Raw genomic sequence first — 20080 nt, forward strand, 5'->3', positions numbered from 1 at the left:
AAAAATATAAAACAGAGGTTTCCTGAGCATGGCCAATACCCCCTACCCCCAGTCCTACTACGCCGCCTCGGCCAACCCGGTGCCGCCACGTCCGGCGCTGCAGGGCGAGGTGGAAACTGACATCTGCATCATCGGTGCAGGCTATACCGGCCTGTCCAGCGCCCTGTTCCTGCTCGAGAACGGCTTCAAGGTGACCATCGTCGAGGCGGCCAAGGTTGGCTTTGGTGCCTCGGGCCGCAACGGTGGCCAGATCGTCAACAGCTACAGCCGCGACATCGATGTGATCGAACGCACCGTCGGCCCCAAGCAGGCGCAACTGCTGGGCCAGATGGCCTTCGAAGGCGGCCGTATCATCCGTGAGCGTGTGGCCAAGTACAACATCCAGTGCGACCTGAAGGACGGTGGCGTGTTCGCCGCCCTGACCGCCAAGCAGATGGGCCATCTGGAATCGCAGAAACGCCTGTGGGAACGCTTCGGCCACAACCAGCTGGAGCTGATGGATCAGAAGCGCATTCGCGAAGTAGTGGCCTGCGACAACTATATCGGCGGCATGCTCGACATGAGCGGCGGCCACATCCATCCGTTGAACCTGGCCCTGGGCGAAGCCGCGGCAGTCGAGTCGCTGGGCGGCATCATCTATGAACAAACCCCAGCCGTACGCATCGAGCGCGGTGCCAACCCCGTGGTGCATACCCCGCAAGGCAAGGTGCGCGCCAAGTTCATCATCGTCGCCGGCAACGCCTACTTGGGCAACCTGGTGCCCGAACTGGCCGCCAAGTCCATGCCATGCGGCACCCAGGTGATCACCACCGAGCCCCTGGGTGATGAGCTGGCCCGGACCTTGCTGCCACAGGACTACTGCGTCGAGGACTGCAACTACCTGCTCGACTACTACCGCCTGACCGGTGACAAGCGCCTGATCTTCGGTGGTGGCGTGGTCTACGGCGCCCGCGACCCAGCGAACATCGAAGCGATCATCCGTCCGAAGATGCTGAAGGCTTTCCCGCAACTGAAGAACGTGAAGATCGACTACGCCTGGACCGGCAACTTCCTGCTGACCCTGTCGCGCCTGCCGCAAGTGGGCCGTCTGGGCGACAACATCTATTACTCCCAGGGCTGCAGTGGCCACGGCGTCACCTATACCCACCTGGCAGGCAAGGTGCTGGCCGAAGCCCTGCGTGGCCAGGCCGAGCGCTTCGACGCCTTCGCCGAACTGCCGCACTACCCGTTCCCGGGCGGCCAGTTGCTGCGCGTACCATTCAGCGCTTTGGGCGCCTGGTACTACAGCCTGCGCGACCGCCTGGGCATCTAAGCGACACCCGGCGAGCGGTCACGGCCCCAGAGTGCTGACCGCCTGCCGCGCCGCCAACTCCTGGCCTGCCCGGGCCAGTTCATCGGCGGCCTGCAACCAGCGCTGCCGGTCCACTTGGGCCGGCAATTGCCGCGGTGGCTGGACCAATACAGCCCAACTCCCCTCCTTGGCCCAAGCCGTATTGAAGTCATCGAAGTCCATCAGCAACCGCCGGTTCATCCCGGAGCGCAACAGCACCCGCTCCTTGTAACGGTCGTAACCGACCAGCAACGCATAGCGCGGCTCGCTCCAGAACGCCGAACCTTCCTGATAACGCAGCAATACTGGATTGCCCGCAGCGACCTGTGCCAGCAAGGCATCCAGGCGCGCCTCCAACGGATAGACGACCATGCCATATTCACGGGCCGCCTTGGGTATGCCGGATTGCAATGACTCGGCCCCCTGGGGCAGGTTCAGCGGCTTGTCGAGCAAACCCGGGGTAATCTGTACGCCCTGCTGCGACAGCAGCGCGGCAAGGGCCATGGCGCCGCTGTGGTTGGCATTGCCCTGATAGAACGGCACGCTGCCCAACTCGACACGCTGGGCAAGCCCGTTGAGCGCTGAGGGTGGCTGGCTGGCGCAACCAGCCAGGCATGCAGCCACGAGGCAGGCCGCCAGCAGGCGGCGCGGGGCGGTGAACGACTTCGCGGAAACTTGCAACATGGGCACTCGCTTGTATCGACGCCAGGCAGACAGCGCCCGGCCCTGGAGGCTGATCATAGGCTGGCGGCGCGCCCGGGTATAGCCTGCCCCTGCCTTAGAACAAAGTGGCCCAAGGGGATAGACCATCGGTCAATGGAACGTCATGGGCGACAGGCTAGACTTAAGCAGTGTCTGGATGGCGAGCCACGAGGCCCGCCAGAGAGAAGGAGGCACACATGAGCCTTACAATGGCAATCCTCATGCTGGTCGGTATGTGGCTTAGCGTCGCGGCCGCCATGCTTTGGGGTGTGCTGCGAATCGTTCGCCGCCATCACCCCCATCATTCCGCCCCGCCCAAGACCTTGCCAACCGCCCCTGCGCGTCGCGCGCGTCGGCACGCCAACGCGCATTGATGGCTACAGACTCAGCGTCGACCAACGGTCATCTTTCAGCCGCCTCACGCTTGACCCTTGCCCGGCGCGACAGGATATTCAGCACCTCGATCGCGGTGGAGAAGGCCATAGCGGCATAGACGTAGCCTTTGGGCACATGGGCGCCGAAACCTTCGGCGATCAGGGTCATGCCGATCATGATCAGGAAGCCCAGGGCCAACATCACCACGGTCGGGTTGTCGTTGATGAAGTTGGCCAGCGGGTCGGCCGCCACCAGCATCACGATCACGGCGCTGATCACGGCGATGATCATGATCGGCAGGTGCTCGGTCATGCCCACGGCGGTGATGATGCTATCCACCGAAAAGACGATATCCAGCAACAGAATCTGGAAAATCGCCGCGCTGAAACCCAAGGTGATGGTCGAGGAAACCTTGGCTTCTTCCTTGGCGCCGCGTGGATCGACGCTCTCATGGATTTCCTTGGTCGCCTTCCACAACAGGAACAGGCCGCCAGCGATCAGGATCATGTCCTTCCAGGAGAAGCTCTGGTCGAACACCTCGAACACTGGGTCAGTGAGTTGGACGATCCAGGCCACGGTGCTGAGCAACGCCAGGCGCATGATCAAGGCCATGCTGATGCCGACACGTCGCGCCTTGGAGCGGTAAGCCTCAGGTAGCTTGTTGGTCAGGATGGAGATGAAGATCAGGTTGTCTATACCCAGCACGATCTCCATGGCCACCAGAGTGGCCAAGGCGACCCAGGCGGTCGGGCTTGCAGCGAGTTCCAGCAAATATTCCATGAATCAATCCTGCATCGGGTCTTGGGTCAGATGTCCTGGGTCTTGCTCTTGTCGCCAGCATCGCTGGGCGCCTTCTCACCGTTACTGCCAATGGCTTCGCTCAGCGCTTGCTGGGCGGCCGCATTGGTCTTGTCGATGGCCTGCTTGGCCGATTCGGCAGCCTGGTCGAGCATTTGCTGAGTGGACTTCTCAGCCTGGTCGCAACCTGCCGTGGATAGCACGGCCAGCAGCAACACCAGTGGCGTACCGATAGATTTGAATTGAAGCATGGATCCCTCTCTTGTCGATGATTCGTCAGCGCCTACCCGGCGCCTGATGTGAATGCATTCTAGGGACGCCAATACATCAGGAAAATTCGTATTTTCACCGGTTATACTTCGGTTTTTACGAATAGAGGCACCCCCGTGCTCAATTACCGGCAGTTGCATTACTTCTGGGTAGTGGCCAAGACCGGCAGCATCGTGCGCGCCAGCGAGCAACTGAACCTGACACCACAAACCATCAGCGGGCAGATCAGCCTGTTCGAACAAACCTACGGCATCGAGTTGTTCCAGCGCGTGGGGCGTCAGTTGGAGCTGACCGAGAGTGGCCGCCAGACCCTTACCTACGCCGAGCAAATGTTCCAGATCGGCAGCGAACTGGAGGCCATGTTGCGGGCCCGGCCCGAGGAACAGCAGATCCTGTTCCGAGTCGGCGTGGCCGACGTGGTGCCCAAGTCCATCGTCTACCGCCTGTTGGCACCAACCATGGAGCTGGACAGCGTGCTGCGCATCAGTTGTCGGGAAGACAAGCTCGAACGCCTGCTCGCCGACCTGGCGATCCAGCGCCTGGATCTGGTGATCTCCGACAGCCCCATGCCTAACCACCTGGACATCAAGGGCTACAGCCAGAAGCTCGGCGAATGCGGCCTGAGCTTCTTCGCCACCGCCGACCTGGCCCGCAAGCATGACCAGCCCTTCCCTGCCTGCCTGCACCATGCACCGCTGCTGATCCCCGGTCAGGAAACCGTGGTTCGCAGCCGCCTGTTGCGCTGGCTGGCCGAACAGCAGGTGCAGCCGCAGATCATCGGCGAGTTCGACGACAGCGCGCTGATGCAGGCCTTCGGTCAATCCGGCAGCGGCATCTTCGTCGCGCCAAGTGTGATTGCCGAAGAAGTGTGCCGCCAGTATGGCGTGCAGTTGATCGGCCAGACCGAAGCGGTCAATGAGTCGTTCTACGCCATCTCGGTAGAGCGCAAGGTGAAGCACCCGGGAATCGTCGCCATCACCGAAGGGGCACGGCGTGAACTGTTCAACTGGTGAGGGGCACTAAAGGTCGGCGCAGAGCGGAGGTTTTCTGGATGGTGGAAACGGATCGAAACGCGAAGCCCTCTCCGCTCTGTGCTAAAGTCGCGCCCTTTTCGTGGGTACGCCCCGAACTCATTACTTTTACAAGACAGAGAATCCACCCACATGACCCCTGTCCTCCACCTGTTGAACCGCACCAGCCTGGTGACGCAGATCGTGATTGGCCTGGTGGCCGGCATCGCTTTGGCCCTGATCGCGCCCTCGGCAGCCAGCAATCTGGCGTTCCTCGGCAAGGTATTCGTCTCGGCCCTCAAGGCGGTGGCGCCAATACTGGTGTTCATCCTGGTCATGGCGTCGATCGCCAATCATCGCCACGGTCAGGAAACCCATATCCGTCCCATCCTCTGGCTGTACCTGCTCGGTACTTTTTCCGCTGCCGTGGTCGCCGTGGTTGCCAGCATGACCTTTCCTTCCACCTTGGTGCTCAGCACCACCGAGACATCGCTTAGCGCTCCCGGTGGCATCACCGAAGTATTGCAAAACCTGCTGCTGAGCGCCGTGGACAATCCAGTCAATGCGCTGCTGAACGCCAATTTCATCGGTGTCCTGACCTGGGCTATCGGCCTGGGCATAGCCCTGCGCCATGCCGGTGAAACCACCCGTACCGTAGTCGAGGACCTGTCCAACGGCGTAACCCTGATCGTACGCGTGGTAATCCGCTTCGCGCCGTTGGGGATCTTCGGCCTGGTCGCCTCGACCTTGGCGGAGTCCGGTCTGGACGCCCTGCTTGGCTACCTGCACCTGCTGACGGTGCTGATCGGCTGCATGCTGTTCATGGCGCTGGTGGCCAACCCGCTGATCGTATTCTGGAAGATCCGCCGCAATCCCTACCCACTGGTTCTGCTGTGCCTGCGCGAGAGCGGCATCACTGCTTTCTTCACCCGCAGCTCTGCAGCCAACATCCCGGTCAACCTGGCGCTGAGCGAGAAACTCGGCCTGCACGAAGACACCTATTCGGTGTCGATCCCGCTGGGCGCCACCATCAACATGGCCGGAGCGGCGATCACCATCACCGTGTTGACCCTAGCTGCCGTGCACACCCTGGCGATTCCGGTGGACTTGCCGACCGCGGTGCTGCTCAGCGTGGTGGCATCGATCTGCGCCTGCGGCGCCTCGGGCGTGGCCGGCGGCTCGCTGCTGCTGATTCCACTGGCGTGCAGTCTGTTCGGCATCCCGAGCGAGATCGCCATGCAGGTGGTGGCCGTGGGCTTCATCATCGGCGTGCTGCAGGACTCGGCCGAAACCGCGCTGAACTCCTCCACCGATGTGATCTTCACCGCCGCGGCCTGTGAGGCCAAAGAGCGCCAAGGCGCCTGAAACTTTCCCAACCGCCGGCGCCCCATGCGCCGGCAGCTTGTCTTTGCCCTGTCACGCCCCTAGGCTAGGGGCCTTTCCTCGTATAGAGACAGGGCCATGTCAGAACACGATACCTCCGGCGAAGGCCGTTTCAGCAGCGTCGAGATCCGAATCCTCGGTTCGCTGATCGAGAAACAGGCCACCAGCCCGGAAAGCTACCCGCTGACCCTCAATGCCCTGGTCCTGGCCTGCAACCAGAAGACCAGCCGGGAACCGGTGATGAACCTCACCCCAGGCCAGGTCGGCCAGAGCCTGCGCGCCCTCGAGGCACAGGGCATGACCCGACTGCAGATGGGCAGCCGCGCCGACCGCTGGGAACAGCGGGCCGACAAAGCACTGGAACTGGTGCCGGCACAGCTAATCCTGCTGGGCCTGATGTTCCTGCGCGGCCCGCAGACAGTCAACGAACTGCTAACCCGCAGCAACCGCCTGCATGCCTTCGAGGACGCCGAGCAGGTCCAGCACCAGCTCGAGCGCCTGGTCTCCCGCGAACTGGCCCTGCACCTGCCGCGCCAAGCCGGCCAGCGTGAAGACCGCTACACCCATGCCCTGGGCGACCCGGCAGAGATCGAGGCGATTCTCGCCGCACGCCAGCAAGGTGGCGAACGCAGCGGTGGTAGCGGGGTATCGGAAGAGCGGATCGAAGCGCTGGAGGCAAGGATCGCTGCGCTGGAGGCGCGCTTGGCCGAGTTGGAGTAACAGCGAGGACGCGGATTTGGCAGCAAGCGCTTCTGGCGATAGCCGGTGATGCAGACGTCCGCCTAACGGCCCTGTCTCTGGCTCCTACTGGTCCCGTGCCGACCATAGGAAACACGTCAAACCGGCGCGAACAGCGAACTGGCTCAGTTTTTATCAGGTTCGGGAAAGTTGCGGCAGCTCTTGCGCTCGGCCAGTTCCTGATCGCTGGGACGCTGGTCGACGAACACGGTGCGACCATCAGCGTAGATTTCCAGGTAGCCCCAGTGCAGGTCTTTCTCCTGCTGACCGGGTTTGGGTGGCACGAGCCACCAGGGTTCACGGCTGATCAACGTCATCGGGGCCTCTCCGGCAGGTATCTGTCTCACTATAGACACCCGCCGCGGAGGCCCCGATCAGTTTCAGGCCGGTGCCGAGGTGCGGATCAGGTGGTCGAAGGCAGCCAGGGAAGCCTTGGCGCCCTCGCCCACGGCGATGACGATCTGCTTGTACGGCACGGTGGTGACGTCACCGGCAGCGAACACGCCCGGCAGGTTGGTCTGGCCCTTGGCATCGACAATGATCTCGCCACGCGGCGACAGCTCGACCGTGCCCTTGAGCCAATCGGTGTTGGGCAACAGACCGATCTGCACGAAGATGCCTTCGAGCTGCAGGTCGTGCGCTTGCTCGGTGGTGCGGTCCTTGTAGCGCAGGCCGTTGACCTTCTCACCGTCGCCCAGCACTTCGGTAGTCAAAGCGCAGGTGATCACCTTGACGTTCGGCAGGCTGTGCAACTTACGCTGCAACACGGCGTCGGCTCGCAGCTGGCTGTCGAACTCGATCAGGGTCACATGGGCGACGATACCGGCCAGGTCGATGGCCGCTTCCACGCCGGAGTTGCCACCACCGATCACTGCTACGCGCTTACCCTTGAACAGTGGGCCGTCACAGTGCGGGCAGTAGGCCACGCCACGGCTGCGATATTCCTTCTCGCCCGGTACGTTCATTTCACGCCAGCGGGCACCAGTGGCCAGGATCACGGTCTTGGCCTTGAGCGAGGCGCCACTGGCCAGGCGTACTTCGTGCAGGCCACCGTCGCTGGCTGGGATCAGCGCTTCACCACGCTGCAGGTTCATGATGTCGACGTCATACTGCTTGACGTGCTCTTCCAAGGCGCTGGCCAGCTTCGGCCCTTCGGTTTCCTGGACCGAGATGAAGTTCTCGATGGCCATGGTGTCCAGCACCTGGCCGCCGAAGCGCTCGGCCGCGACACCGGTGCGGATGCCTTTGCGCGCCGCATAGATGGCCGCTGCAGCGCCGGCAGGGCCACCACCGACTACCAGCACATCGAAGGCGTCCTTGGCGTTGATCTTCTCGGCCTGGCGCTCACCGGCGCTGGTATCGATCTTGCCGAGGATCTCCTCCAGGCCCATGCGGCCCTGGCCGAAGACTTCGCCATTGAGGTAGATGCTCGGCACAGCCATGACCTTGCGGGCCTCGACCTCATCCTGGAACAGCGCACCGTCGATGGCCACATGGCGCACATTCGGATTGAGCACCGCCATCAGGTTAAGGGCCTGGACCACGTCCGGGCAGTTCTGGCAGGACAGCGAGAAGTAGGTTTCGAAGTTGAACTCACCCTTGAGCCCGGCGATCTGTTCGATCACTTCGGCGCTCGCCTTGGAGGGGTGGCCGCCGACTTGCAGCAGTGCCAAGACCAAGGAGGTGAATTCGTGGCCCATGGGGATGCCGGCGAAACGCAGGCTGATATCACCCCCAGGGCGATTGAGCGCGAACGATGGGCGACGGGCGTCGTCACCGTCCACACGCAGAGAAATCAGGTCGGACAGGCCGGTGATTTCCACCAGCAGGTCGTGCAGTTCGCGGGATTTCGCGCCGTCGTCGAGCGATGCAACGATCTCGATCGGCTGGGTGACCCGCTCCAGGTAGGCTTTGAGTTGCGATTTAAGCGTGGCGTCCAACATAACGGGCGATTCCTTTTTCAAACGGTGTAAATAAAAACGCCCAGGCAGATTCGCCCGGGCGTTTTGGCGGGGCGGTGACAACATCAGGTGTGGCGGCTGCTCACCGCCCGCGGCTGGCGCACGGTCTTAGATCTTGCCGACCAGGTCCAGCGAAGGAGCCAGAGTGGCTTCGCCTTCTTTCCACTTGGCCGGGCAGACTTCGCCTGGGTGGGCAGCGACGTACTGAGCAGCCTTGACCTTGCGCAGCAGCTCGCTGGCATCGCGGCCTACACCACCGTCGTTGATTTCGACGATCTTGATCTGGCCTTCTGGGTTGATCACGAAGGTACCGCGGTCAGCCAGACCAGCTTCTTCGATCAGCACGTCGAAGTTGCGAGCGATAGCGTGAGTCGGGTCACCGATCAGCGGATACTTGATCTTGCCGATGGTTTCCGAGGTGTCGTGCCAGGCTTTGTGGGTGAAGTGGGTGTCGGTGGACACACCGTAGATTTCCACGCCCAGCTTCTGGAACTCGGCGTAGTTGTCAGCCAGGTCGCCCAGCTCGGTCGGGCAAACGAAGGTGAAGTCGGCTGGGTAGAAGAACACAACGGACCACTTGCCCTTGAGGTCGGCTTCGGACACTTCGACGAATTCGCCGTTGTGGTAAGCGGTAGCGTTGAACGGTTTGACCTGGCTATTGATGATAGGCATGAGTGACGCTCCTTCAGGGGTTGAGAAACTTGATGGGAGAATACTAACCAACGCTGCCGACAAAGGCTCATTGGCAAAGCTCATGCTGGTGATTGGTTTTGGCTATAACGGGTGGATATTAATAGAAGGGATTGAGCTGAAGGCCACCCTGGATTCAGGATGATGTACCGCCTCCTGTACAGGCCTATCGCAGACAAGCCCGCCCCTACAGTTACGGCGCAGACACCGATGTCCTGTAGAAGCGGGCTTGCCCGCGATTCGAGAGAGCCATACTCGCCGACTGGCGCTCAGCGGGTCGGCGTACGCAGCGTCACGAATTCCTCGGCCGCCGTCGGGTGCACACCGATGGTTTCATCGAACTGCTGCTTGGTCGCCCCCGCTTTGAGGGCAATGCCCAGGCCTTGAATGATCTCGCCGGCGTCCGGCCCGACCATGTGGCAACCGAGCACGCGGTCGGTCTCGGCGTCGACCACCAGCTTCATCAGGGTCTTTTCCTGAACCTCGGTCATGGTCAACTTCATCGGCCGGAAGCGGCTTTCGAAGATTTGTACCTTATGCCCGGCCTCGAGCGCCTGCTCTTCGGTCAAGCCGACGGTGCCGATCGGTGGCTGACTGAATACTGCCGTGGGGATGTTCAGGTAGTCCACCGGCCGGTACTGCTCGGGCTTGAACAGGCGGCGGGCCACGGCCATGCCTTCGGCCAGGGCGACCGGGGTGAGCTGTACACGGCCGATCACATCACCAATGGCGAGGATAGAAGGCTCGGTGGTCTGGTACTGGTCATCGACGCGGATGTACCCGCGTGCGTCCAACTCCACGCCGGTGTTCTCCAGCCCCAGGTCGTCCAGCATCGGACGGCGGCCAGTGGCGTAGAACACACAGTCGGCGACCAACTCGCGACCATCCTTGAGGGTCGCCTTGAGGCTGCCATCTTCTTGCTGGTCGATACGCTGGATATCGCTGTTGAACTGCAGGTCCAGGCCGCGCTTCTCCAACTCTTCCTTCAGGTGCGTGCGCACCGACCCGTCGAAGCCTCGCAGGAACAGGTCGCCGCGGTACAGCAAGGTAGTGCTGGTACCCAGGCCCTGGAAGATGCCGGCAAACTCCACGGCGATATAGCCGCCGCCGACCACCAGCACTCGCCGAGGCAGTTGCTTGAGATAGAAGGCCTCGTTGGAACTGATCGCCAGCTCCTTGCCAGGAATGTCCGGGATCTGCGGCCATCCGCCGGTGGCGATAAGGATTCGCTCGGCAGTGTAGCGCTGCCCCTCGACCTCCACCTCGTGGGCAGCGGTAAGTCGAGCGTGGCCTTGCAGCAATGTCACGCCGCTGTTGACCAGGAGGTTACGGTAGATACCGTTGAGTCGCTCGATCTCGCGGTTCTTGTTGGCGATCAGCGTGCCCCAGTCGAACTGCGCATCCTCCAGTGACCAGCCAAAACCCGATGCCTGCTCGAAGTCATCGGCGAAGTGCGCGCCATAAACCAGCAACTTTTTCGGCACGCAGCCGACGTTGACACAGGTGCCCCCCAGGTAGCGGCTCTCAGCCACTGCCACTTTCGCGCCAAACCCCGCGGCAAAGCGCGCGGCCCGGACGCCGCCGGAACCGGCGCCAATCACGAACAGATCAAAATCGTAGGCCACAATAAACTCCTCCAAAAAAGCCACCCGAGGGTGGCTTCTTTTGCGCCAAGCTTCAAGCTCCAAGCTACAGGAAGTGCGAGAAGCTTGCGCGGACGACTTGTAGCTTGTGGCTTAGTACGCCTTGCCCGACTTGTAGAAGTTCTCGAAGCAGAAGTTGGTCGCCTCGATGTAGCCTTCGGCGCCACCGCAGTCGAAGCGCTTGCCCTTGAACTTGTAGGCCATCACACAGCCGTTTTGCGCCTGCTTCATCAGCGCATCGGTGATCTGGATTTCACCGCCCTTGCCCGGCTCGGTTTCTTCGATCAGCTTGAAGATGTCTGGCGTCAGGATGTAGCGACCGATGATCGCCAGGTTGGACGGGGCGTCTTCAGGCTTGGGCTTCTCGACCATTGCGTTCACACGGTAGATGTCGTCGCGGATCATCTCGCCGGCAATCACGCCGTACTTGTTGGTTTCCTGCGGGTCGACTTCCTGGATGGCGACGATCGAGCAGCGGAATTGCTCGTACAGCTTGACCATCTGCTTGAGCACACCGTCACCTTCGAGGTTGACGCACAGGTCATCCGCCAGGACCACCGCGAACGCCTGATCGCCGATCAGCGGACGGCCAGTGAGGATAGCGTGGCCCAGGCCTTTCATTTCGGTCTGACGGGTGTAGGAGAAAGAGCACTCGTCGATCAGGCGGCGGATGCCGACCAGGTATTTTTCCTTGTCGGTGCCCTTGATCTGGGTTTCCAGCTCATAACTGATGTCGAAATGGTCTTCCAGTGCACGCTTGCCACGGCCGGTAACGATGGAGATTTCGTTCAGGCCAGCGTCCAGCGCTTCTTCGACGCCATACTGGATAAGTGGCTTGTTGACCACTGGCAGCATTTCCTTGGGCATGGCTTTGGTAGCGGGCAGGAAGCGGGTGCCGTAACCGGCTGCCGGGAACAAGCATTTCTTGATCATATCCATCCTTAACAAGGGTTTTGCGTACGAAACTCTCGGCGCAGTCTAATCAGGCGGCAGACACCTTACAATGCCCCGCCGGCGGCCGGCCAATTCCATGATAGAGATAACCCAGCGTAGATAGTTCCAATGGATCGTAAATATTGCGCCCGTCGAATAGCACCGGCATGCGCATCAGCCCGCGCACCCGCAAGAAGTCCGGTTGGCGGAATTGCTTCCACTCGGTCACCAGCACCAGGGCATCGGCGCCTTCGACGCAGGCGTAAGGGTCCTCCATCAGCCGTAGTTGGCCGCTGGCCAGGGCCTGCGGATGGGCGCTGGCGACACCTGCCAGGGCTGCCGGGTCGCAGGCCTGCACCCGAGCCCCCGCTGCCAGCAAGGCCTCGAGCAGAACCAGGCTCGGCGCTTCACGCAGGTCGTCCGTTCCCGGTTTGAAGGCCAGCCCCCAGAGCGCCACGGTGCGGCCGCGTAGGAAGCCTCCGAAATGTTGATGCAAGGCGCGGAACAACAAGGCTTTTTGCTCGTTATTGCGTGCCTGCACGGCCTGCAGGATCGCAGGCCGATAGCCCTGCTGCTCGGCGCAATGGATCAGCGCCCGCACATCCTTGGGAAAGCACGAACCGCCGTAGCCGCAACCGGCATAAATGAAATGGCTGCCGATGCGTCGGTCGCTGCCTATGCCACGGCGCACCTGCTCGATGTCCACGTCCAGGTGCGCGCACAACCCGGCCAACTCATTGATGAAGGAGATCTTGGTGGCAAGGAAGGCATTGGCCGCGTACTTGCTGAACTCGGCAGCGCGCGGAGTCATCAGCAACACCCGCTCGTGGTTACGAACGAACGGCGCGTAGAGCCGCTGCAGGCACTGGCTCGCCTGCTCGCTATCGCAGCCGATGATGACCCGGTCTGGCCTCATGAAGTCGCTGACGGCACTGCCCTCCTTGAGGAACTCTGGGTTGCTCGCCACGTCGACGGTAAAGGATGCTCCCCGCTTACGTATACCTGCGCCGATGTGCCCTGCCACACGCTCTGCGGTGCCCACCGGCACGGTTGACTTGTTGACCACCAAGCAAGAGCGCACCAAGTAGCGGCCAAGGCTGTCGGCCACCGCCAACACATGCTGCAGATCGGCTGAGCCGTCCTCCTGACTGGGCGTACCCACGGCGATGAAGATGACATCAGCCTTGGCCAGCGCCTGTTCCCACTGCTCGGTGAAGCTCAGCTGGCCGCTGCGCAATTGGGTCTGCAGCAGCGCCTGCAAGCCCGGCTCATGAATGGGACACTGTCCTTGCCGCAGTTGCGCCAGGCGCGCCTGGTCACGCTCCAGGCAGACCACCCGGTTGCCCATCTCGGCGAAACAGGCCGCCGTGACCAGCCCCACATACCCCGCACCGATCACACAGAGCTCCATGGCCGCACCTCCTCAGCAAGATGCAGCCATTGCACCCAAGGGCCATTGCAGGGCGGTGACAGCCTTGGGGCAATGCGGTGACAGTGGAAGCCATGCCAACAGCCCCAAAAAGGCACGCTCCTTCGGCTGTCGCCCGCGTGTGGGAGTGGCGTGCCTTGCACTCAGGGTCTATCAGCCATCGGTACCTTGTCCGATCAGCACGCCATCGAGCTGCTGGCCATAGAGGTTGACGCCGTCGTTGCCATGGAACTTCAGCCGCGTTTTCTCGACCGAGCCCTCCACCAGGCGTGGGTCCTGCGGCCGTTCGTGGCGGTTGATCCAGGCAGCCACGTCCCAGGCCTGCTGGTCGCTCAAGCTGGAGGGCTTGCCCAGGGGCATGTTGTGCTTGATGAAGGAAGCGGCGGTGTTGATCCGGTGCATGCCGGCCCCCCAGTTGTAGGAGTCCTTGCCCCACAAAGGCGGCATCACGTACTCACCGGCGACCTTCTGCCCCTCCCCGTTGTCACCATGGCAGATCGCACATTGCTGCTGGTAGACCTGCTCACCGCGCTTGAAGTCATAGCCGCCCTTGGGCTGTGGTACCTCGGGGTAGCCACGGCCAGGGGTTTCCACACCGATGGGGGCCTGGCTCGCCAACCAGTACGAATAGACCGACAGCGCGGTCATCTGTGGGCTATCGGCCGCTGGGGGCTTGCCATTCATGCTGAACTGGAAACAACCCTGGATGCGCTCGGCGTAGGTATTTACCTTGTCATTCTTCTTGCGATAGGCCGGGTACATCGGGTAGGCGCCCCACAATGGCGCGGAATGGGCCATACGGCCCTGGTCAAGGTGGCAGTTGCTGCAGTTCATGCCATTGCCCACGGCTTCCGGCATCAGCCGGCGGGTATCGACGAACAAGGCGTAACCTTCACGGACCATCTCGCCGAATGCGTTGTCCGGCAAGTCGCTTTCAGCGGGCGGCATGAACACTGGGGCAGCCTGGCTGCCCGGGACCTTGAGCTGGGACTGGTCTTCCATGGCGATGGTCGCCGCCTGGGTGCTGCCCAGACCGAGGGCCAGAATGGCTGGAGTCAAGCGTTTCATTGTTGGGCCTCCTGGCTGACGACATTGGCGAAATACTCAGCGACTGCCTTGACCTCGGCATCGGTCATGGCCTTGGCCACGCCAACCATCAACTGGTTCGGGTCATTGCTGCGGCTGCCGTCGCGCCAGGCATCGAGTTGTGCGATCAGGTAGGTCGCCGGTTGCCCGGCAAGAGGTGGAAAATGCTCGCCAACGCCACTGCCGCCCGGTCCGTGACATTGAACGCAGCCAGGGATCTGCCGGTTCCAGTCGCCGTAGAGCGCCAACTTCTCCACCGGATCGCTGGTCATCCGCTGACGACGCAAGTCCGGTGCGGGATCAGACGGCATGTTGGCCAGCGAGGCGCTGACGGCCTGAATCTCCTCATCACTGAGCGCCTTGGCCAGTGGCTCCATGATGGCGTGCTTGCGGCTGCCACTGCGAAAGTCTGCTAGTTGCTTGCTCAGGTAACCGGCTGGCAAGCCCGCCAAACGCGGAAACCCCGCAGCGGCAACGCCTTTTCCATCAGGGCCATGGCACCCCAGGCAAGCCATGGCGGCGGGGTCCTGTCCGCCTTGTGTGAAGATTTTCTGGCCATCGGCGGCCTGCGCCATAGACCAGCCCCCTATCAGCATACTGCTGATCAAAAAGCGACCCAGTAGGTTCATCACGGGACTCCCTTTCCTTGTTATAAGCTTAGGCTTAAAAGATATAAGCCTAAAAATATTAGGCCTATAGCCGCCCAGGAACAACGCCCGGGCGGACAAGGAAGTGGCAATTTGCCTGCTAATCGATCATTTGCTGAGCTGAGTCAAGAACCGGAGATGCACTGGGTGGCCGCGGTGCGTACATCGCCCAGGCGCAGGGGGAAGTTATTCAAACGTTCATGGACCTTGATGCTACTGCCACTGCCGCGCTTGTCGATATCGATCAACGCAGCCGGCCCGCCAGCCAGCTTCTGCGGCACGACCAGACGGTAGCCTTCATCGCGTGTTTCTTCCTGCAGTGGCTCGCGGGTATCAGCCAGTTTCGCTTTGATGCAATCGGCATATTCACGTGGCGTCTTGCCGGAAATCACATCCATCGTCTCACGCGATTGCTCGAGCTCCGACACACTGACGCATCCCCCCAGCGTCACTGCCAACGCTGCCAACATCCACCTCATTCGCAACACCTCTGCCATTAAAGAAACGGTTGGACAATGCCCAGGCAATTTTGCTCCCTTGCCTGGCGGTTTTATCCCTGCCCCACCCTCTGAACCGCCAGTGTAGCCCGACATCGTGGTATCTTTTGCCTTTGCTGAACCAATCCCTTGCGGAGACCTCCATGAAATTCGTACACCAGCGCGAGCACCTCAACGAGGACGACATCGTCGTCATCGAATGCTCCCAGCGCTGCAACATCCGTCTGATGAATGACGCCAACTTCCGCAGTTTCAAGAACGGTGGCCGACACACCTACCACGGCGGTGCCTTCATCCGCTTCCCGGCCAAGATCACCGTTCCAAGCACCGGCTTCTGGAACATCACCATCGACACTGTCGGCCCCCGCGCCCTCTCGGTGGTGCGCAAGCCGACCTTCACCCACAAGATCAAGATCATCCGTCGTTCGTCGTCGCAACTGAGATAAAAGCGCCATGACCCAGACCATCAAATACGTGATCAAGTACAAGCTCGACGGCGAGCGCCGCTGGGACTTCGCACACATGCCTGATGCCTCGCTGGAGCAGGCCCAGCAAGCCCTGCGCAAGATCCATGGCGATGACGCCGGGAAGATCAGCGATATCCAGGTCAGCAAGGCCCTGTAATCCACCTGAACACAGGATCAACACGCCGCATAGAAAGGAGCCTCCGCGCATGAGCACCTGGCCAGACAGCCGCATCCTCGACCTTCTGGGCATCGAGGTGCCCATTCTCCAGGCGCCCATGGCCGGCGCCTGCGGTTCGGCCATGGCCATTGCGGTAGGCAATGCCGGTGGCCTCGGTGCCCTGCCCTGCGCCATGCTCACGGCCGAGCAAGTGCGCGCCGAGATCGAGGTCTTCCGCCTGGGCTGCCAAGCTCCGCTCAACCTGAACTTCTTCTGCCACCAGCCGCCCGCCCCCGATGCCGGGCACGATGCGCGGTGGAAGCAGGCACTCAAGCCCTATTACGAGGAAGTGGGCGCGGACTTCGCGGCACCGACGCCCGTCTCCAACCGCGCTCCGTTCGATGAACAGAGCTGCGAGTTGGTGGAGTCCTTGCGCCCGGAGGTCGTCAGCTTTCACTTCGGCCTGCCCGAGGCAGCGTTGCTGCAACGGGTCAAGGCCAGCGGCGCCAAGGTGCTGTCCAGCGCCACTACGGTCGAGGAAGCCCTGTGGCTGGAGGCCCATGGCTGCGACGCGGTCATTGCCATGGGCTATGAGGCCGGCGGCCATCGCGGCATGTTCCTCACCGAGAACATCCACAGCCAGATCGGCACCTTCGCCTTGGTGCCGCAGGTGGTGGATGCGGTCAAGGTGCCAGTGATCGCAGCCGGCGGCATCGGCGACCACCGCGGCCTGGTCGCGGCCCTGGCCTTGGGTGCCTCGGCGGTACAGATCGGCACCGCCTACCTGTTCAGCCCCGAGGCCAAGGTCTCACCAGCCCACCGCCACGCGCTGGACAACGCTTCGGCCAGCGACACGGCACTGACCAACCTGTTCACCGGCCGTCCGGCCCGTGGCATCAACAACCGCATCATGCGCGAGCTGGGGCCGATCAGCGGGCTGGCACCACGCTTCCCCCTGGCAGGAGGCGCCCTGATGCCACTGCGGGCGATCAGTGAGCCCCAGGGCAGCAGCGACTTCAGCAACCTCTGGTCTGGTCAGGCCCTGCGCCTGGGCCAGCACCTGCCGGCTGGCGAGCTGACCCGCAACCTGGCGGAAAACGCCCTGAAGCTGTTGGGGCGTTGAGCCCAGGCAAGGACAACTGTCTTTCATCACACTTCGCCAGCTGACGCTAGCTCCTACAGGCCCTGCTACGTCGACTAGATGAACGAGGTATGCAGGAAACCTGTTATGAGCTGCGCAGCCGCGCTCATTGCCCACTTCCCGACGGACGGGTTATCGCTATATAGTCGGCCACATAACGATAACCCGCCCCAAGGAGCTGTCCTCATGCGTATTCGCCCGTCCCATATGGCCTTCGGTGCCCTGGCCAGCCTGTTCGCCCTCGGCAGCGCCTGGGCCGATGAAGTTCAGGTCGCTGTTGCCGCCAACTTCACCGCACCAATCCAGGCCATTGCCAAGGACTTCGAGCAGGACACCGGTCACAAGCTGGTCGCCGCCTTTGGCGCCACTGGCCAGTTCTACGCGCAGATCAAGAACGGCGCCCCCTTCGAGGTGTTCCTCGCCGCCGATGACACCACACCCGCCAAGCTGGAGCAGGAAAACGAGATCGTTCCCGGCTCGCGTTTCACCTACGCCATCGGCACCCTGGCACTGTGGTCGGCCAAACCCGGCTATGTCGACGACAAGGGCGAAGTGCTGAAGAAGAACGAATTCAAGCACCTCTCCATCGCCAACCCCAAGGCCGCGCCCTACGGCCTGGCCGCCACCCAGGTGCTGGACAAGCTCAACCTGACCGAAGCGACCAAGCCAAAACTGGTCGAGGGTCAGAACATCACCCAGGCATTCCAATTCGTCTCCACCGGCAATGCCGAGCTGGGTTTCGTGGCGCTGTCGCAGATCTACAAGGACGGCAAGGTCGAGAGCGGTTCTGCCTGGATCGTCCCGGCCGAGTTGCATGAGCCGATCCTCCAGGATGCGGTGATCCTCAACAAAGGCAAGGACAACCCGGCCGCCAAGGCACTGGTTGATTACCTCAAAGGTCCGAAAGCCGCTGCAGTGATCAAGTCGTACGGCTACGAACTCTGATGCCACTTGACGCCAGCGACCTGGGCGCAGTCTGGCTGACCATTAAACTGGCCAGCCTGACCACCCTGATCCTCCTCCTGGTAGGCACGCCTATCGCCTTGTGGCTGGCGCGCACGCGCTCCTGGCTGCGCGGGCCGATAGGCGCGGTGGTGGCCCTGCCGCTGGTATTGCCACCGACCGTGATCGGCTTCTACCTGCTGCTCGCCCTCGGCCCGAACGGCTGGATTGGCCAGGCTACCCAAGCCCTGGGCCTGGGCAGCGTGGTGTTCAGCTTCACGGGGCTGGTGATCGGCTCGGTGGTCTATTCCATGCCCTTCGTGGTGCAGCCGCTACAGAACGCCTTCAGCGCCATCGGCGAACGCCCCCTGGAAGTGGCCGCGACCCTGCGCGCCAGTCCCTGGGATACCTTCGTCCATGTCGTGTTGCCGCTGGCCCGCCCTGGCTTCATCACTGCCAGCATCCTCGGTTTTGCCCATACCGTGGGCGAGTTCGGCGTGGTACTGATGATCGGCGGCAACATTCCCAACAAGACCCGTGTGGTCTCGGTGCAGATCTTCGATCACGTCGAGGCCATGGAATATTCGCAAGCCCACTGGCTGGCCGGTGCCATGCTGGTGTTCTCCTTCCTGGTGCTGCTGATGCTCTATGCCGGACGCCGTGGCAAGGCGGGCTGGAGCTGAACATGAGTACAGCGATCCATGCGCGGCTGACCCTCAGCCGTGGTGATTTCATCCTGGATGTCGACCTGCAACTGCCTGGACACGGAATCAGCGCGCTGTTCGGCCATTCCGGCTCGGGCAAGACCTCCTGCCTGCGCTGCCTGGCCGGCCTGGAACGCGCGCCCCAGGCCTACATCGAAATCAATGGCGAGGTCTGGGAAGACTCCCAGCGCGGCTATTTCCTCGCCCCACACAAACGCCCGGTCGGCTATGTATTCCAGGAAGCCAGCCTGTTTCCACACCTGTCGGTGCGTGGCAACCTCGAGTTCGGTTGGCGCCGCATTGCAGCCAGCGAGCGCAAGGTCAGCCTGGACCAAGCCTGCCAGTTGCTCGGCATCGGCCACCTGCTGCAGCGCAAGCCCGCCACCTTGTCTGGCGGCGAGGCGCAGCGCGTCGGCATTGCCCGGGCGTTGCTGAGCAGCCCGCGGCTGTTGCTGATGGACGAACCCCTGGCAGCCCTGGATGGCCCTCGCAAACGTGAGATCCTGCCGTACCTGGAACGCCTGCATGACGAGCTGGATATCCCACTGGTCTATGTTAGCCATGCCCAGGACGAAGTCGCCCGCCTGGCCGATCACGTGGTCCTGCTGGAACAGGGTAAGGCCATGGCCAGCGGGCCGGTCGCCGATACCCTGGCCCGCCTCGACCTGCCCCTGGCTCAGGGCGAGGATGCCGGCGTAGTGCTAGAGGGCCGGGTACGCGCCCATGACCCACACTACCAATTGCTCGACCTGCAGTTGCCAGGAGACGGGCCACTGCTGCGCATCACCCATTCCGCCCAAGCCACAGGCACCACGCTGCGGGTCAAGGTGCAAGCTCGTGATGTCAGCCTCAGCCTGAGCGAAGACTGTGCGTCGAGCATTCTCAATCGCCTGCCAGTGCAAGTGCGCGAATTCCGCCCTGCCGATAACGCAGCCCATGTCCTGGTCAGCCTGGACGCTGCTGGCAACCTGCTGCTGGCCCGCATCACCCGCTATTCGGCCGACCAGCTCGGGCTGCACCCGGGGCAAGCGTTGTGGGCTCAGATCAAGTCGGTGGCGCTGCTGGGTTGAGCACCGGCACCGGCGTGACTTGAAGCCCTGTGAGAGCTCATCGATTGGGTCTATACCCTTCATCATGAAGAGAAATTTCCCATATCGGCCCAAGCCCCCTATCCTTG

23 protein-coding genes are annotated in these 20080 nt (G+C 62.2%); 11 read left to right on the forward strand and 12 right to left on the reverse strand.

The window, feature by feature from the left end:
• Positions 1-28 precede the first annotated feature (28 nt).
• Positions 29-1312: an NAD(P)/FAD-dependent oxidoreductase gene (locus tag ACYU03_RS15165; RefSeq protein ID WP_461885403.1), complete on the forward strand. Its 1284-nt coding sequence runs from the start codon at positions 29-31 to the stop codon at positions 1310-1312.
• 18 nt (positions 1313-1330) lie between these two features.
• On the opposite strand, the gene ACYU03_RS15170 is transcribed toward ACYU03_RS15165, so the two are convergent.
• The 3 genes from ACYU03_RS15170 to ACYU03_RS15180 all read right to left on the reverse strand — a co-directional run bounded on the left by ACYU03_RS15170 (position 1331) and on the right by ACYU03_RS15180 (position 3456).
• Complete coding sequence (locus ACYU03_RS15170; protein ID WP_461885404.1) at positions 1331-2071, reverse strand: peptidase C39 family protein; 741 nt, start codon at positions 2069-2071, stop codon at positions 1331-1333.
• A 363-nt stretch (positions 2072-2434) separates the two neighbouring features.
• A complete protein-coding gene (locus ACYU03_RS15175; protein ID WP_461885406.1) occupies positions 2435-3187 on the reverse strand; it encodes a TerC family protein in 753 nt (250 codons plus the stop codon).
• 26 nt (positions 3188-3213) lie between these two features.
• Positions 3214-3456, reverse strand: a complete 243-nt coding sequence (locus tag ACYU03_RS15180) for a hypothetical protein (RefSeq protein ID WP_461885408.1) — start codon at positions 3454-3456, stop codon at positions 3214-3216.
• Between the two features lie 135 nt (positions 3457-3591).
• On the opposite strand from ACYU03_RS15180, the gene nhaR reads away from it, so the two are divergent.
• The 3 genes from nhaR to ACYU03_RS15195 all read left to right on the forward strand — a co-directional run bounded on the left by nhaR (position 3592) and on the right by ACYU03_RS15195 (position 6588).
• Positions 3592-4488, forward strand: coding sequence for a transcriptional activator NhaR (gene nhaR / locus ACYU03_RS15185; RefSeq protein WP_461885409.1), 897 nt, complete (start codon positions 3592-3594; stop codon positions 4486-4488).
• Positions 4489-4638: 150 nt separating this feature from the next.
• Positions 4639-5850: a serine/threonine transporter SstT gene (gene sstT, locus ACYU03_RS15190; RefSeq protein ID WP_461885410.1), complete on the forward strand. Its 1212-nt coding sequence runs from the start codon at positions 4639-4641 to the stop codon at positions 5848-5850.
• Between the two features lie 96 nt (positions 5851-5946).
• Positions 5947-6588, forward strand: coding sequence for a YceH family protein (locus ACYU03_RS15195; RefSeq protein ID WP_461885411.1), 642 nt, complete (start codon positions 5947-5949; stop codon positions 6586-6588).
• Between the two features lie 143 nt (positions 6589-6731).
• Here the strand turns inward: ACYU03_RS15195 and ACYU03_RS15200 are convergent, their stop codons facing one another.
• From ACYU03_RS15200 to ahpC, 3 genes are all read right to left on the reverse strand, one after another.
• Complete coding sequence (locus tag ACYU03_RS15200; protein ID WP_461885413.1) at positions 6732-6923, reverse strand: hypothetical protein; 192 nt, start codon at positions 6921-6923, stop codon at positions 6732-6734.
• A gap of 63 nt (positions 6924-6986) precedes the next feature.
• Positions 6987-8549 carry an alkyl hydroperoxide reductase subunit F gene (gene ahpF, locus ACYU03_RS15205; protein ID WP_461885415.1) on the reverse strand — a complete coding sequence of 521 codons (1563 nt, stop codon included), beginning with the start codon at positions 8547-8549 and terminating at the stop codon, positions 6987-6989.
• 126 nt (positions 8550-8675) lie between these two features.
• Positions 8676-9239 carry an alkyl hydroperoxide reductase subunit C gene (gene ahpC / locus ACYU03_RS15210; protein ID WP_461885416.1) on the reverse strand — a complete coding sequence of 188 codons (564 nt, stop codon included), beginning with the start codon at positions 9237-9239 and terminating at the stop codon, positions 8676-8678.
• Here ahpC and ACYU03_RS15215 point away from each other — a divergent pair.
• The gene (locus ACYU03_RS15215; RefSeq protein ID WP_461885418.1) at positions 9238-9402 is read left to right on the forward strand and encodes a hypothetical protein; all 165 of its coding nucleotides are present in this window, start codon (positions 9238-9240) and stop codon (positions 9400-9402) included. The genes ahpC and ACYU03_RS15215 overlap by 2 nt on opposite strands.
• Before the next feature lie 124 nt (positions 9403-9526).
• Here ACYU03_RS15215 and gorA read toward each other — a convergent pair whose 3' ends face one another.
• The 6 genes from gorA to ACYU03_RS15245 all read right to left on the reverse strand — a co-directional run bounded on the left by gorA (position 9527) and on the right by ACYU03_RS15245 (position 15474).
• The gene (gorA, locus tag ACYU03_RS15220; protein ID WP_461885420.1) at positions 9527-10882 is read right to left on the reverse strand and encodes a glutathione-disulfide reductase; all 1356 of its coding nucleotides are present in this window, start codon (positions 10880-10882) and stop codon (positions 9527-9529) included.
• Positions 10883-10993: 111 nt separating this feature from the next.
• Complete coding sequence (gene galU, locus ACYU03_RS15225; protein ID WP_461885421.1) at positions 10994-11833, reverse strand: UTP--glucose-1-phosphate uridylyltransferase GalU; 840 nt, start codon at positions 11831-11833, stop codon at positions 10994-10996.
• Positions 11834-11882: 49 nt separating this feature from the next.
• Positions 11883-13244, reverse strand: coding sequence for a UDP-glucose dehydrogenase family protein (locus tag ACYU03_RS15230; protein ID WP_461885423.1), 1362 nt, complete (start codon positions 13242-13244; stop codon positions 11883-11885).
• 171 nt (positions 13245-13415) lie between these two features.
• Positions 13416-14330, reverse strand: a complete 915-nt coding sequence (locus ACYU03_RS15235) for a c-type cytochrome (protein ID WP_461885425.1) — start codon at positions 14328-14330, stop codon at positions 13416-13418.
• Positions 14327-14977, reverse strand: a complete 651-nt coding sequence (locus ACYU03_RS15240) for a c-type cytochrome (RefSeq protein WP_461885427.1) — start codon at positions 14975-14977, stop codon at positions 14327-14329. Before ACYU03_RS15240 ends, ACYU03_RS15235 begins: the two co-directional genes overlap by 4 nt.
• 143 nt (positions 14978-15120) lie before the next feature.
• On the reverse strand, positions 15121-15474 hold the full coding sequence (locus tag ACYU03_RS15245) for a hypothetical protein (RefSeq protein ID WP_461885429.1): 354 nt from the start codon (positions 15472-15474) through the stop codon (positions 15121-15123).
• 161 nt (positions 15475-15635) lie between these two features.
• On the opposite strand from ACYU03_RS15245, the gene ACYU03_RS15250 reads away from it, so the two are divergent.
• From ACYU03_RS15250 to modC, 6 genes are all read left to right on the forward strand, one after another.
• Positions 15636-15938, forward strand: coding sequence for a DUF1883 domain-containing protein (locus tag ACYU03_RS15250; RefSeq protein ID WP_461885431.1), 303 nt, complete (start codon positions 15636-15638; stop codon positions 15936-15938).
• 7 nt (positions 15939-15945) lie between these two features.
• Complete coding sequence (locus tag ACYU03_RS15255) at positions 15946-16116, forward strand: hypothetical protein (protein ID WP_461885432.1); 171 nt, start codon at positions 15946-15948, stop codon at positions 16114-16116.
• A 49-nt stretch (positions 16117-16165) separates the two neighbouring features.
• Positions 16166-17239: an NAD(P)H-dependent flavin oxidoreductase gene (locus ACYU03_RS15260; protein WP_461885434.1), complete on the forward strand. Its 1074-nt coding sequence runs from the start codon at positions 16166-16168 to the stop codon at positions 17237-17239.
• A 204-nt stretch (positions 17240-17443) separates the two neighbouring features.
• Positions 17444-18202 (forward strand): molybdate ABC transporter substrate-binding protein, encoded by a 759-nt coding sequence (gene modA / locus ACYU03_RS15265; RefSeq protein WP_461885436.1) that lies wholly within the window; start codon positions 17444-17446, stop codon positions 18200-18202.
• A complete protein-coding gene (gene modB, locus ACYU03_RS15270) occupies positions 18202-18882 on the forward strand; it encodes a molybdate ABC transporter permease subunit (RefSeq protein WP_461885438.1) in 681 nt (226 codons plus the stop codon). Before modA ends, modB begins: the two co-directional genes overlap by 1 nt.
• Before the next feature lie 2 nt (positions 18883-18884).
• Complete coding sequence (gene modC, locus ACYU03_RS15275) at positions 18885-19973, forward strand: molybdenum ABC transporter ATP-binding protein (RefSeq protein WP_461885440.1); 1089 nt, start codon at positions 18885-18887, stop codon at positions 19971-19973.
• The last annotated feature ends 107 nt before the right edge of the window (positions 19974-20080 follow it).

This window comes from Pseudomonas sp. X10 (genome assembly GCF_054889225.1).